The organism is Bacillus cytotoxicus NVH 391-98, assembly GCF_000017425.1.
GTDB classification, from domain to species: Bacteria; Bacillota; Bacilli; order Bacillales; family Bacillaceae_G; genus Bacillus_A; species Bacillus_A cytotoxicus.
The window spans coordinates 2,747,828-2,760,360 of the sequence record NC_009674.1 but is presented as its reverse complement, the minus strand read 5'-3'; the positions used below and the strand labels follow the sequence as shown (position 1 = coordinate 2,760,360).

Sequence of the window (12,533 nt, the reverse complement as noted above, 5' to 3'; positions counted from 1 at the left end):
TATCATTTTCCGCTAATATTGCGGTTACTTATAATGTATGGGAGAGTAGAGGGAAATGTATGGGCATTTACCTAGAAAAGGAAGAAGTGGTTGCATATTTTTGTTGTAAAGAGAGAAAAACTAAAGAGAATTACATCGTTTACATATTATTCTAGGGTCAAGAACAAGTGAAACAGGGAATAATATAACAGTAGGTTTATGCTTACTAATACAGATGTGAAAATAAAAACATGTATATATGGCGAAACCTTCAATGTGATTCATAAAAAATCGTAATTAAAGTAATTGACATCGTGATTAGAATAGTTGTAAACTAAAAAACGTAATCAAGATTGTATTAATATGCTTCTAAAAAAATATTAGTACAGATTGTTAGGTACACAAATTTATTCTCAGCCGATAAGGATTCCTATCGGTTTACATGATTGCGTTTTCTTTCTAGATGTATGCTAGTGAAAGCGTTTCAGAATATGGTTCAAGAGAGGAAGAGGTGAACGGAATGGGTACTAAAACAAAAAAGACCCTATTTAATGTTGATGAGCAAATGAAAGCTATCGCAGCTCAATTTGAAACATTACAAATTTTAAATGAAAAAGGCGAAGTTGTGAATGAAGCAGCAATGCCTAATTTAACTGATGATCAATTAAAAGAATTAATGCGCCGCATGGTGTATACTCGCGTACTAGATCAACGTTCTATTTCTTTAAACCGTCAAGGACGTTTAGGTTTCTATGCACCAACAGCTGGACAAGAAGCTTCTCAATTAGCGAGTCATTTTGCACTTGAAGCAGAAGACTTTATTTTACCGGGATATCGTGACGTTCCACAATTAGTATGGCACGGTCTACCATTATACCAAGCATTCTTATTCTCTCGTGGACATTTCATGGGTAACCAAATGCCAGAGAATGTAAATGCACTTCCTCCACAAATTATTATCGGTGCGCAAATTATCCAAACTGCTGGTGTTGCGTTAGGTATGAAATTACGTGGTAAAAAATCTGTTGCAATTACTTACACTGGTGATGGCGGTGCATCTCAAGGTGACTTCTATGAAGGTATGAACTTTGCAGGTGCGTTCAAAGCTCCAGCAATCTTTGTTGTTCAAAACAACCGTTATGCAATCTCTACTCCAGTAGAAAAACAATCTGCAGCAAAAACTGTAGCTCAAAAAGCAGTAGCAGCAGGTATTTATGGAATTCAAGTAGACGGTATGGACCCATTAGCTGTATACGCAGCAACTGCTTTTGCTCGTGAGCGCGCAGTAAATGGTGAAGGTCCTACTTTAATCGAGACTTTAACATTCCGTTATGGTCCACATACAATGGCTGGTGATGACCCAACTCGTTACCGCACAAAAGATATTGAAAATGAATGGGAACAAAAAGACCCAATCGTACGCTTCCGTGCATTCTTAGAAAATAAAGGCCTATGGTCTCAAGAAGAAGAAGAAAAAGTAATCGAAGAAGCAAAAGAAGATATCAAACAAGCTATTGCTAAGGCTGACCAAGCTCCAAAACAAAAAGTAACTGATTTAATGGAAATCATGTACGAAGAAATGCCTTACAACTTAGCTGAACAATATGAAATTTACAAAGAAAAGGAGTCGAAGTAAGCCATGGCTCAAATGACAATGATTCAAGCAATCACTGATGCTTTACGCGTTGAAATGAAAAATGATCCTAACGTACTTGTTTTTGGTGAAGACGTTGGTGTAAACGGCGGTGTATTCCGTGCTACTGAAGGCTTGCAAGCTGAATTTGGCGAAGACCGTGTAATGGATACTCCACTTGCAGAATCTGGTATTGGTGGACTTGCAATTGGTTTAGCACTTCAAGGCTTCCGTCCAGTTCCAGAAATTCAATTCTTCGGTTTCGTTTACGAAGTAATGGATTCAATCTCTGGTCAAATGGCTCGTATGCGTTATCGTTCTGGTGGACGTTGGAATGCTCCAATCACAGTTCGTTCTCCATTCGGTGGTGGCGTTCATACTCCAGAATTACACGCTGATAGCTTAGAAGGTTTAGTGGCACAACAACCAGGTTTAAAAGTTGTTATCCCATCTACTCCATACGATGCAAAAGGTCTTTTAATTTCTGCGATTCGTGACAACGATCCAGTTATTTACCTAGAGCATATGAAATTATATCGTTCATTCCGCCAAGAAGTACCAGAAGGCGAATACACAATTGAATTAGGAAAAGCTGAGGTAAAACGCGAAGGTAAAGATGTATCTGTTTTTGCGTACGGTGCTATGGTACATGCTGCGTTAAAAGCTGCTGAAGAGCTTGAAAAAGAAGGTATCTCTTTAGAGGTTGTTGACTTACGTACAGTTCAGCCATTAGACATCGAAACAATCATTGCATCTGTTGAGAAAACAGGCCGTGCAATCGTTGTCCAAGAAGCTCAAAAACAAGCTGGTATTGCAGCAAACGTTGTAGCGGAAATTAATGACCGCGCAATCTTAAGCTTAGAAGCTCCAGTTCTACGTGTTGCAGCTGCTGATACAGTATTCCCATTCTCTCAAGCTGAGAGCGTATGGTTACCAAACCATAAAGATATTGTTGAAGCTGCTAAAAAAGTAATGAACTTCTAATTTTAGTTATTCATGTGCAAAAGAAGTCAGCACATGTTGATTTCTTTTGTACATATTCCATAATAATGAAATGAATCAGGGGGATGAATTCCGTGGCATTTGAATTTAAACTACCAGATATCGGTGAAGGTATCCACGAAGGTGAAATCGTAAAATGGTTTATTAAACCAGGCGATGAAGTAAACGAAGACGACGTACTTCTTGAAGTACAAAATGATAAAGCAGTAGTAGAAATCCCTTCTCCTGTAAAAGGTAAAGTACTTGAAGTACTTGTAGAAGAAGGAACAGTTGCAGTAGTAGGAGATGTTCTTGTTAAATTTGATGCTCCTGGTTACGAAAACCTTAAATTTAAAGGTGACGAGCATGACGATGCTCCAAAAGCTGAGGAAGCAAAAGAAGAAGCTCCAGCAGCAGCTACTCCAGTAGCAGAAACAACAAATGAACGCGTAATCGCTATGCCATCTGTTCGTAAATATGCTCGTGAAAAAGGTGTAGACATCCATAAAGTGGCAGGATCTGGTAAAAACGGTCGCGTTGTAAAAGCTGACATTGATTCATTTGTAAATGGTGGACAAGCAGCGACTACTGAAGCTGCAGCAGAAGCTCCAGCAGCTCAAGAAGAAGCGCCAAAAGCACAACCAATCCCAGCTGGTGAATACCCAGAAACTCGCGAGAAAATGAGCGGTATCCGTAAAGCGATTGCGAAAGCAATGGTTAACTCTAAACATACAGCTCCTCACGTAACATTAATGGACGAAGTAGATGTAACAGAGCTTGTTGCTCATCGTAAGAAATTCAAAGCTGTTGCAGCTGACAAAGGTATTAAATTAACTTACCTTCCATATGTTGTAAAAGCTTTAACATCTGCATTACGTGAATTCCCAATGTTGAACACTTCTTTAGATGATGCAACTCAAGAAATTGTTCATAAACATTACTTCAATATTGGTATCGCAGCTGATACTGATAAAGGTCTTTTAGTACCAGTTGTTAAAGATGCTGATCGCAAGTCTATCTTTGCTATCTCTAGTGAGATTAATGAGCTTGCTACAAAAGCGCGTGAAGGTCGCTTAGCTCCTGCTGAAATGAAAGGTGCTTCTTGCACAATCACAAACATTGGTTCTGCTGGTGGACAATGGTTCACTCCAGTTATCAATCACCCAGAAGTAGCAATCCTTGGTATTGGTCGCATCGCTGAAAAACCAGTTGTGAAAAATGGTGAGATCGTTGCAGCTCCAGTATTAGCATTATCTCTAAGCTTTGACCATCGTTTAATTGACGGTGCAACTGCTCAAAAAGCATTAAACCAAATTAAACGTCTATTAAACGACCCACAATTATTAGTAATGGAGGCGTAATAACAATGGTAGTAGGAGATTTCCCAATTGAATTAGATACAGTCGTTGTTGGTGCAGGTCCTGGTGGATATGTTGCAGCAATTCGTGCAGCACAATTAGGTCAAAAGGTAGCAGTTATTGAAAAAGCTAACCTTGGAGGCGTATGCTTAAACGTTGGATGTATTCCTTCTAAAGCGTTAATTAATGCAGGTCATCGTTTTGAGCATGCAAAACATTCTGATGACATGGGTATTATCGCTGAAAATGTAACAGTGGACTTCACAAAAGTTCAAGAATGGAAAAATGGCGTAGTTAAGAAATTAACTGGCGGTGTAGAAGGCCTTCTTAAAGGAAACAAAGTTGAAATCATTCGCGGTGAAGCTTACTTCGTAGATGCAAATACATTACGTGTAATGACTGAAGATGCAGCACAAACTTATACATTCAAAAATGCAATCCTTGCAACTGGTTCTACACCAATTGAAATTCCAGGATTCAAATATTCTAAACGCGTTATCAACTCTACAGGTGCTTTAAGTTTGCCTGAAATTCCTAAAAAACTTGTTGTAATCGGCGGCGGTTACATCGGTATGGAATTAGGTACTGCTTATGCTAACTTCGGTACAGAAGTTACTGTAGTAGAAGCTGGTGACGAAATCTTAGCTGGTTTCGAAAAAGCAATGAGCTCAGTTGTAAAACGTGCTCTTCAGAAAAAAGGAAACGTTACAATCCATACGAAAGCTATGGCTAAAGGCGTTGAAGAAACTGAAAACGGCGTAAAAGTTAGCTTCGAAGTAAAAGGCGAAGTACAAACTGTAGAAGCAGATTACGTATTAGTAACTGTAGGTCGTCGTCCAAATACTCAAGAAATCGGTCTTGAGCAACTTGGAATTAAAATGACTGATCGCGGTCTAATCGAAATCGATGAGCAATGCCGTACAAATGTACCAAACATCTATGCAATCGGTGATATCGTTCCTGGACCACCATTAGCGCACAAAGCTTCTTACGAAGGTAAAGTAGCAGCTGAAGCTATTAGTGGTCATGCAGCAGCAATCGATTACATTGGAATTCCAGCAGTATGCTTCACTGATCCAGAATTAGCATCTGTTGGTTATACGAAGAAACAAGCAGAAGAAGCTGGAATGAGCGTAGCTGTATCTAAATTCCCATTCGCTGCAAACGGTCGTGCATTATCATTAAACAGCACAGACGGTTTCTTACAACTTGTAACACGTAAAGAAGATGGTCTTCTTGTAGGTGCACAAGTTGCAGGTGCAGGTGCTTCTGATATTATCTCTGAGTTAGGACTTGCTATCGAAGCGGGTATGACAGCAGAAGATATTGCACAAACAATCCATGCTCACCCAACATTAGGTGAAATTACAATGGAAGCAGCAGAAGTTGCTCTTGGAATGCCAATTCACATTGTAAAATAATATAGTAAGTAAGAAAAAAACGTCTCTTATTCTGTAAGAGGCGTTTTTTTCTTATAAGGTCTTTATCCCGCTATTTTAGGGGAGTAGTAGCCTGCTTGGTGAGGACTCATAATCAGCGGGGGATGAAAGACCTTCCTATTCATTAAAGTTGCACTTGATTGGAGAATTGTATAGAGACAAACTTGTAGATGTGAAATGAAAGCAGTTGCCCTATAAGGGAGTGGGGTTTTAAGAAAATAAACTTGTTTCTATTATGGAATTGATTTGCTTTCAATCCCATATATTATAATAAAATAGAGCATGTCAAAGGAGACGGTCCATGAAATATATACATGTTATATTTTATCATTTTCTTTTATGGAGTGGTTTTTCTATTGTGTTATCCTTGTCAAGTGGTGATAAGGTTCATTATAAAATAATGCTCTTCTTTATGTTTCTCTATCTTGCATATGTAATTACATATGTTGTGCTTCCTATAAGAAAACAAGCATTCATTCTCACTTGTATAAATGGCATCGTGTTTTTAATCATCTCTTACCTCTTTTAAATCTTACCGCTTATAAAAATACATTGTTCTTCCATTAAATAGTTGTAGTTCACCCTCTAATTTTTTTGCTAAAAAACGGAAAAATTCATTTGCTTTTCCTTTGTCTCCGAATGTTGCTGTAGAAGGCAAAGAAATTTGAATAAAAGTTTGGTCATTTTCGGAGTCAACTCCTACATAAATACAGTTATATCGCTCATGATTCGATTTTAGTTCTAGCGTCGAATCTGAAGTATCTACTATTTCATAAGGAAAGGCAAAGTCTGCATATGCGTAATGAATTTGCGTGCCAGTTTGTGAAGTGATTGTTTTATAATATTGGAAAAATTCTTTGATGTCATCTAATGAGACAGACTGTTTTTTAGATTTAGACACAAGTTTTATAAAGGCATGCTGCATAAAAGATCCCTCCTAATGTCAGTTACAATTGTATTGTAACATCGCTTTGAATTTTTTGACAATTAAAAGGTTATTTCTTTTTTTCGTTTAATATATACGGGAAGGAGACGGTCTTTTGAAAGGAGTAATGAGATGTTCGAGAAATTGTATGATGAACATGAGAATGTCCATATACGCTTTTTAGGGTTTATGACGCATGAAAATCGCTATGATTTTGGAGTTATTTATACAAATATGTTTTTTGGAAAACCACTTGTCGTTTGTATGCAGACGGGGAGAGCAACACTTCTTGGACCAGATGATGTAGAAAATACCCAACATTTACAAGAAATATTTAAATTGGTATCAGAAGAAGAAGCAAATGATTTAGCCCAATTTTTTAAATTTCTTGTTCCGCAAACTTCCTCTGTACATGCTGAGCATGAAGAATGAAAAAACAGAAACAGTCGTATGAAATATGGTTGTTTTTTGCATTATTGTTTCATACTAATGCGAAATAAAAATTTAAAATGTGTTATACTAAAAAACCTATTGACTTTAAAAGTATAACATATTAAAATAGAGTCAGAAAGTTAAGCGGTTACAAAAGTTTTTGGGATTACAAACTTAGGGGGAAAAGAAAAATGGGAACAATCGTATGTCAAGATTGTGAAAGTACAATCGCACACTTCGAAGATGAAAAGGTAACAATACTTTACGGAAAATGTGGATCTTGCGGATGTGGTCACAAGGAACATACAAAGGCCCAGTAGTATATAAATTTTGCAGCTAGAAAAGTTTTTAGGACCATTCAATTAGGGGGAAAAGAAAAATGGGAACAATCGTATGTCAAGATTGTGAAAGTACAATCGCATACTTTGAAGAAGAAAAAACAACAGTACTTTACGGAAAATGTGGATCTCATTGTGAATGTGGCCATGAGAAACATGTAAAAGCTTAATAGTAGAAAAAAAGCGTCTGCGAATGCAGATGCTTTTTTAATAGATAGTAGTTGTATGTCCGATAGTTGCTACAATTGCATCGTCTCTAATAGGGATAAATCCCAGTGAGGTTTGTGGTGGAGTATGAGAAGCATATTGGCTCATGATGCGGCTATCTATACGCGTAATAAAATCGGTTAAATAGGCTGAAATAAAAGCAGAGGGGATTCTTCTATCATTTAACAGATAAATGATTTGTTCTTTTGTTTTTACACCAACTCCATGACCGTAATAAAAAGAGTTACCTAAATAAATTGCATTTTCTCCTTGCCATTCGATAGAAGCAGGATTCACTTGAGGATTTTTAAAGTAGACTAAATCACCTGGAACAATATCTCCAGCTGTCTTTGTTATTAATTTTAAATCACGATCATAATCCCATGTATATAATAGAAGATTTGCAAATAAATGGTTGAACATTTCTTCATCATATAGTTCTAACAATGCTTTATAAAATATAATAATCATTGCTGTTGCACATTCAGTTCCGTACATTTTACCATTTTTAAAAATATCTCGTATTGCAATGGAAGATGATACACCGGGACGCAATTGAAATCCTCCTAGTGCTGTTCGTTGCCAATATTCTTCATTACAAAAAGATGTCACGAATGTACGGAACTGAAATCCACTTTGAAAAAGTTCTAATGCAGAGGTAATAATATGCATCCTTACATTTAAATCAAAGCTGAGTTCAGCGGCTGTTCGAAAGGAGTATACTTCTTGATTTCCGGTCATTATCGATAAAAATTGTTGTTTTTCGGCAGCAAACGGTTCATTTTCATTCATGATATAAGGATGTACAATAGAACGCCCAATCACAATCATAATGGTATCCCACCTATACGCTACATTCTGTAATAGCGTATGAATAAAAGAGGAAATGGTGAAAAAAAAGCCTATCAACTGATAGGCTTAAACTCCTTAATGACACGCAATGTTTGGAGTGTCATATCTTCTGGACCTTGAACAGGTAATCCAGCTTCTAAATTTTTCTGGATATAATCTAAGTTTTCTTGTGTAATAATTTCTCCTGGAGTAAAGATTGGAATCCCTGGGGGATAAACCATTACAAAATCTGCTATAATGCGGCCAGCAGCATTTTCAAACGGAATAACTTCTGTTTCTGAATAAAAAGCATCTCGTGGAGAAAGAGCTAGTACAGGAATTTCTGGAATTTCTACTTGTACTTGAACGCCTTTATCTGCACGATGTTTAAATGTTGTAGCTAGTTCTTGTAGAGCTGCAATGAGTACATTTGTCTCGTCTTCTGTGTCTCCTAGTGTAATCAGACATAGAATGTTATATAGGTCTGAAAGCTCGACTTCAATATTATAGTGTTGTCTTAACCATAATTCGGCTTCATGACCTGTAATTCCTAAGTCTTTCACAGATATGATAAGCTTTGTTGGATCGTAACGAAATGTTGCGTCGGTGCCTAACATTTCTTTTCCAGGACAATAAAGATGTTCAATATGATTGACAGCACTACGAACACGTTCAGCTAGCTCTATTGTTTTTGTTATTAGCTCTCTTCCTTCTGTTGCCAATCGTTTTCTTGCAACATCGAGGGAAGCTAATAAAATATAAGAAGTCGATGTTGTAGTAAGCATGCTAATAATGGATTGGACATGCTTTACATTTACGAGGCCCTCTTTTACATTTAAAATGGAACTTTGTGTTAAAGAGCCACCTAGTTTATGCACACTTGTTGCAGCCATATCTGCGCCAGCTTGCATCGCTGACATCGGTAATTCATCATGGAAATGGATATGGACACCATGAGCTTCATCAACTAGTACAGGTATTTCGTAGGAATGGGCTAATTCAACAATTTGTTGCAAATCTGCGGCAAATCCAAAGTATGTTGGATTAATTACAAGCAATCCTTTCGCATCGGGATGTTCATCGAGTGCTTTTTTTACAGAATGTATGGTAATACCATGTGAAATACCAAGTTTCGCATCAATTTCAGGATGAATGAAAATTGGTTTTGCACCTGAGAAAATAATGGCTGACATTACAGATTTATGAACGTTTCGTGGTACAAGAATTTTATCTCCGGGACCACATACGCTCATCACCATTGTCATAATTGCTCCGCTTGTACCTTGAACGGAAAAAAACGTATGATCTGCACCGAACGCTGCTGCTGCTAAATCTTGTGCTTCTTTAATCATACCTTTTGGATGATGTAAATCATCAAGCGGTGCAATGTTAATTAAGTCAATTGCTAATGCATTATGCCCAATAAATTCACGAAATACAGGATCCATTCCTTGGCCTTTCTTATGACCAGGAATATGAAATTGAATTGGATTTCGCTTACTGTGCTCTACTAAAGCGGTAAACAATGGTGTTTTGTATTGGGACAATCTATACACCCCTTCTTCTATTTATTTTGTTTTATGTGACTCTGTTCTACTTAGAAGATGTTTGTTATATCATCGTCTTCAAGAACTAGATTTGTTTGACTTACCACTCGTAAAAAATGGAAGTATCACTTTATTTTCTATAAAACAAAAGCATTATATCACCAATAATTATAGATGTATAGAAAAATATTATTTTTAACTGCATGGATACAAAATATAATATACACTGAAATAGTCTATGGGGATAATGACAACTTAGACTAGCAAAATAGTGTATAATACAAAGAAGCTATATCAAGGATGAAATTGTAGTCTTTACGGTAGCATAATAACAGAACAATAAAGATAGATGAGGTGTAAATATGGAATATCAATATCCACTTGATTATGATTGGTCGAATGAAGAGATGATTACTGTTGTGAAATTTTATGAGGCGATAGAAAGAGCAAATGAAAAAGGAATTGTTAAAGAAGAATTGATGGATTTATATCGCAAGTTCAAACAAATTGTTCCATCCAAAGCCGAAGAAAAGAAAATTGATAAAGAATTTCAGGAAGTAAGCGGTTATTCAATCTATCGTACAATACAAAAAGGGAAAGATACAGAAGAACATAAGATTGTTAAAATGTAAAAAAATTTTGAAAAATTAATTTTAGAGTGCTATAATATGATAACAACTAAAAACGGACAATAGTAATTGTCCGTTTTCTACTATCGATTGCAAATGTTATATAAAGGAAGGAGTGAGTGGATTGTCGATTCAATCTTAGTTTGAAATTGTTCATTTGTCATAGACGAAAATTCCTCTGGTGCTATATGAATTCCAACTAATAACTCGGCCTTTTTAACAGTAGCTAATCGCTCAATTATTTTTTGTAAATCTTTTGCCTCTAATGTGTTATGTGGTAGAACATCTGGTTTAGTGTGGTCAATGGACCAAACGAAGTCATTTGGTATATTTGTTTTTAAATCATTTAAATGTTCTAATAAGGCATGAGCCGCTACCTCTTTTTGTGGACACTCATAGATTAAACCAAAGTATATGAAAGCATGGGTGCCCCATAAGCCAATTTGAAAGTGTGGCAACATTTTATAGCCGCGTTTATTTGTTGAAAAAGCAACCCAAGTATCGTTTGGTGGATTGACTTTGCGACGTGCATGTTTGGCAACATGATAGAAAAAAGGTTCGCCAGTTTGGTCAGATAAGTAATGGGAAAATCGTTCCCCTAATGTTTCTAATTTTGGCTGGATATGTGTTTTGATTGCATTCATGCGTCTTTCAAGACCGTCAACTGAAAAGACAGCGAAGTCAGCTGATTGAAAAGTTTGTAATGTCATAATCGTTCCTCCAACTCCTAGTTTGTTTTTATTTTAGCATAGCTTGTACGATTCATAAAAAGAACAGCACAAAAAAATCGGTAAAAAAATATAAATTTGTTGCATAGATACTTTATCCAACATAGTATAGTATAAAACAAAAAATCAGAAAATTAAGTTAATTCTAGTCCGAGGGCAGACGAATATTGGGAGGAGGCAAATACTATGAGACAGGTGATTAATGCATTAAAGAGAACAGATGCTGAAAAAAGAATTCCGGTATTAAGGTTAGAGTTAGATTATGAATTAGCAACGTTATACGATGCGATGATGGAAAATGACAATCGGAAAAAAGAAGAATGCGTCCAAAAATTGGAAGCCTTAAGGCTTGAAATGATTCGTTTAGAAGCGTAATAATAGTATATGTATAAAAATTAAGTTGGTGCGAACCTTATAAAGGGTTCGTTTTTTCTGTGAACAGTATAGATCGGAGTGTTTAAAATATGCAAGAGGTATGGAAAGAAATTGATACACATGCAAAACAGTGGGTTCGAGAAGCAGGAGAGAGCTTAAGGGCATCGCTAAAACAAGCCCTTATCATTGAAACAAAGTCAAATGCGGCCGATCTAGTAACGAATATGGATCGGGAAATAGAACAATTTTTCATTGGGAAAATTAAAGAAACATTCCCAGAACATTATATTTTAGGGGAAGAAGGGTATGGGGATGAAGTCACTTCTTCTAATGGGATTGTTTGGTTAATTGATCCAATTGATGGTACGATGAATTTTGTTCATCAAAAACGAAATTTTGCTATTTCGATTGGTATTTATAAGAACGGTATCGGAATAATCGGTCTTATCTATGATCCCGTACATGATGAGTTATATCATGCTGTAAAAGGGGAAGGGGCGTTTTGTAATGGTGTATCTATTCCGCTGTTACAAGAAGGAGCGTTAGAAAGTAGCATAGTTGCTTTAAATGCGACATGGCTTACTGATAACCCGTTGCTTCATATGGAAAAAATGATGCAGCTTGTTAAAAAGGCAAGAGGAACACGTTCGTATGGTTGTGCTGCATTAGAGATGGTATATGTGGCAACTGGAAGGTTGGATGCTTATATAACGCCGCGGTTATCTCCTTGGGATTTTGGTGGTGGGAAAATTATTGTTGAAGAAGTTGGTGGCAAAGTGACAACATTTACTGGGACACCAATTTCTATTGTAGAAAAAAGTAGTGTACTAGTGGCGAAACCAGGCGTATATGATGAATTGTTACCATTTGTATCACAATAGCAAAAAAAGTAAGAGGCTATAGTAAGCTTCTTACTTTTTCATGTTATTGTGATTTGCGCATTTTTCGTTTTGTTATAAAGCCGTATCCAACTGTAACAAATGTACCAATAATGCAAATAATAATACCGATGGGGCTATTTTCAGCAATCATAATTCCGATGCCGATCAAGAAAATAACACCGATAATGGCTGTTAATAAAAAGCGGTACTGAATGTGTTCCATATCTTCACCCTCCAATTTTTATTTTAC

At 36.5% G+C, this 12,533-nt stretch carries 16 protein-coding genes; 11 read left to right on the top strand and 5 right to left on the bottom strand.

Annotated features, from left to right (window positions below; genetic code table 11):
- The first annotated feature begins 499 nt into the window (after positions 1-499).
- The 5 genes from pdhA to BCER98_RS13510 all read left to right on the top strand — a co-directional run bounded on the left by pdhA (position 500) and on the right by BCER98_RS13510 (position 5,919).
- Positions 500-1,615, top strand: coding sequence for a pyruvate dehydrogenase E1 component subunit alpha (gene pdhA / locus BCER98_RS13530; protein ID WP_012095131.1), 1,116 nt, complete (start codon positions 500-502; stop codon positions 1,613-1,615).
- 3 nt (positions 1,616-1,618) lie between these two features.
- Positions 1,619-2,596: a pyruvate dehydrogenase complex E1 component subunit beta gene (pdhB, locus tag BCER98_RS13525; protein ID WP_012095130.1), complete on the top strand. Its 978-nt coding sequence runs from the start codon at positions 1,619-1,621 to the stop codon at positions 2,594-2,596.
- 92 nt (positions 2,597-2,688) lie between these two features.
- Complete coding sequence (locus BCER98_RS13520) at positions 2,689-3,954, top strand: dihydrolipoamide acetyltransferase family protein (protein ID WP_012095129.1); 1,266 nt, start codon at positions 2,689-2,691, stop codon at positions 3,952-3,954.
- 5 nt (positions 3,955-3,959) lie between these two features.
- Positions 3,960-5,372, top strand: a complete 1,413-nt coding sequence (gene lpdA / locus BCER98_RS13515; RefSeq protein WP_012095128.1) for a dihydrolipoyl dehydrogenase — start codon at positions 3,960-3,962, stop codon at positions 5,370-5,372.
- Between the two features lie 319 nt (positions 5,373-5,691).
- Positions 5,692-5,919 (top strand): hypothetical protein, encoded by a 228-nt coding sequence (locus tag BCER98_RS13510; protein WP_012095127.1) that lies wholly within the window; start codon positions 5,692-5,694, stop codon positions 5,917-5,919.
- A 3-nt stretch (positions 5,920-5,922) separates the two neighbouring features.
- Here the strand turns inward: BCER98_RS13510 and BCER98_RS13505 are convergent, their stop codons facing one another.
- Entirely contained in the window at positions 5,923-6,315 is a 393-nt protein-coding gene (locus BCER98_RS13505) for a DUF1885 family protein (protein WP_012095126.1), read from the bottom strand.
- 132 nt (positions 6,316-6,447) lie between these two features.
- Here BCER98_RS13505 and BCER98_RS13500 point away from each other — a divergent pair, with 132 nt between their 5' ends.
- The 3 genes from BCER98_RS13500 to BCER98_RS13490 all read left to right on the top strand — a co-directional run bounded on the left by BCER98_RS13500 (position 6,448) and on the right by BCER98_RS13490 (position 7,255).
- Entirely contained in the window at positions 6,448-6,747 is a 300-nt protein-coding gene (locus BCER98_RS13500) for a DUF3055 domain-containing protein (protein ID WP_012095125.1), read from the top strand.
- A 191-nt stretch (positions 6,748-6,938) separates the two neighbouring features.
- Positions 6,939-7,067, top strand: coding sequence for a GapA-binding peptide SR1P (locus BCER98_RS13495; protein ID WP_012095124.1), 129 nt, complete (start codon positions 6,939-6,941; stop codon positions 7,065-7,067).
- A 59-nt stretch (positions 7,068-7,126) separates the two neighbouring features.
- Positions 7,127-7,255 (top strand): GapA-binding peptide SR1P, encoded by a 129-nt coding sequence (locus BCER98_RS13490; RefSeq protein WP_012095123.1) that lies wholly within the window; start codon positions 7,127-7,129, stop codon positions 7,253-7,255.
- A 37-nt stretch (positions 7,256-7,292) separates the two neighbouring features.
- On the opposite strand, the gene BCER98_RS13485 is transcribed toward BCER98_RS13490, so the two are convergent.
- On the bottom strand, positions 7,293-8,123 hold the full coding sequence (locus BCER98_RS13485) for a protein-glutamine gamma-glutamyltransferase (RefSeq protein WP_012095121.1): 831 nt from the start codon (positions 8,121-8,123) through the stop codon (positions 7,293-7,295).
- Between the two features lie 74 nt (positions 8,124-8,197).
- Complete coding sequence (locus BCER98_RS13480) at positions 8,198-9,670, bottom strand: aminotransferase class I/II-fold pyridoxal phosphate-dependent enzyme (RefSeq protein WP_012095118.1); 1,473 nt, start codon at positions 9,668-9,670, stop codon at positions 8,198-8,200.
- A 362-nt stretch (positions 9,671-10,032) separates the two neighbouring features.
- Between BCER98_RS13480 and BCER98_RS13475 the strand changes: the two genes are divergently transcribed.
- Positions 10,033-10,302, top strand: a complete 270-nt coding sequence (locus tag BCER98_RS13475; RefSeq protein WP_012095116.1) for a UPF0223 family protein — start codon at positions 10,033-10,035, stop codon at positions 10,300-10,302.
- 80 nt (positions 10,303-10,382) lie between these two features.
- Here BCER98_RS13475 and BCER98_RS13470 read toward each other — a convergent pair whose 3' ends face one another.
- Positions 10,383-11,009 carry a YktB family protein gene (locus BCER98_RS13470; protein ID WP_012095115.1) on the bottom strand — a complete coding sequence of 209 codons (627 nt, stop codon included), beginning with the start codon at positions 11,007-11,009 and terminating at the stop codon, positions 10,383-10,385.
- Between the two features lie 204 nt (positions 11,010-11,213).
- Here BCER98_RS13470 and BCER98_RS13465 point away from each other — a divergent pair, with 204 nt between their 5' ends.
- Positions 11,214-11,402: a hypothetical protein gene (locus BCER98_RS13465; RefSeq protein WP_012095114.1), complete on the top strand. Its 189-nt coding sequence runs from the start codon at positions 11,214-11,216 to the stop codon at positions 11,400-11,402.
- Positions 11,403-11,491: 89 nt separating this feature from the next.
- The gene (locus BCER98_RS13460) at positions 11,492-12,283 is read left to right on the top strand and encodes an inositol monophosphatase family protein (RefSeq protein ID WP_012095110.1); all 792 of its coding nucleotides are present in this window, start codon (positions 11,492-11,494) and stop codon (positions 12,281-12,283) included.
- A 43-nt stretch (positions 12,284-12,326) separates the two neighbouring features.
- Here BCER98_RS13460 and BCER98_RS13455 read toward each other — a convergent pair whose 3' ends face one another.
- Positions 12,327-12,506: a DUF5325 family protein gene (locus BCER98_RS13455; RefSeq protein ID WP_000400124.1), complete on the bottom strand. Its 180-nt coding sequence runs from the start codon at positions 12,504-12,506 to the stop codon at positions 12,327-12,329.
- Between the last annotated feature and the right edge of the window lie 27 nt (positions 12,507-12,533).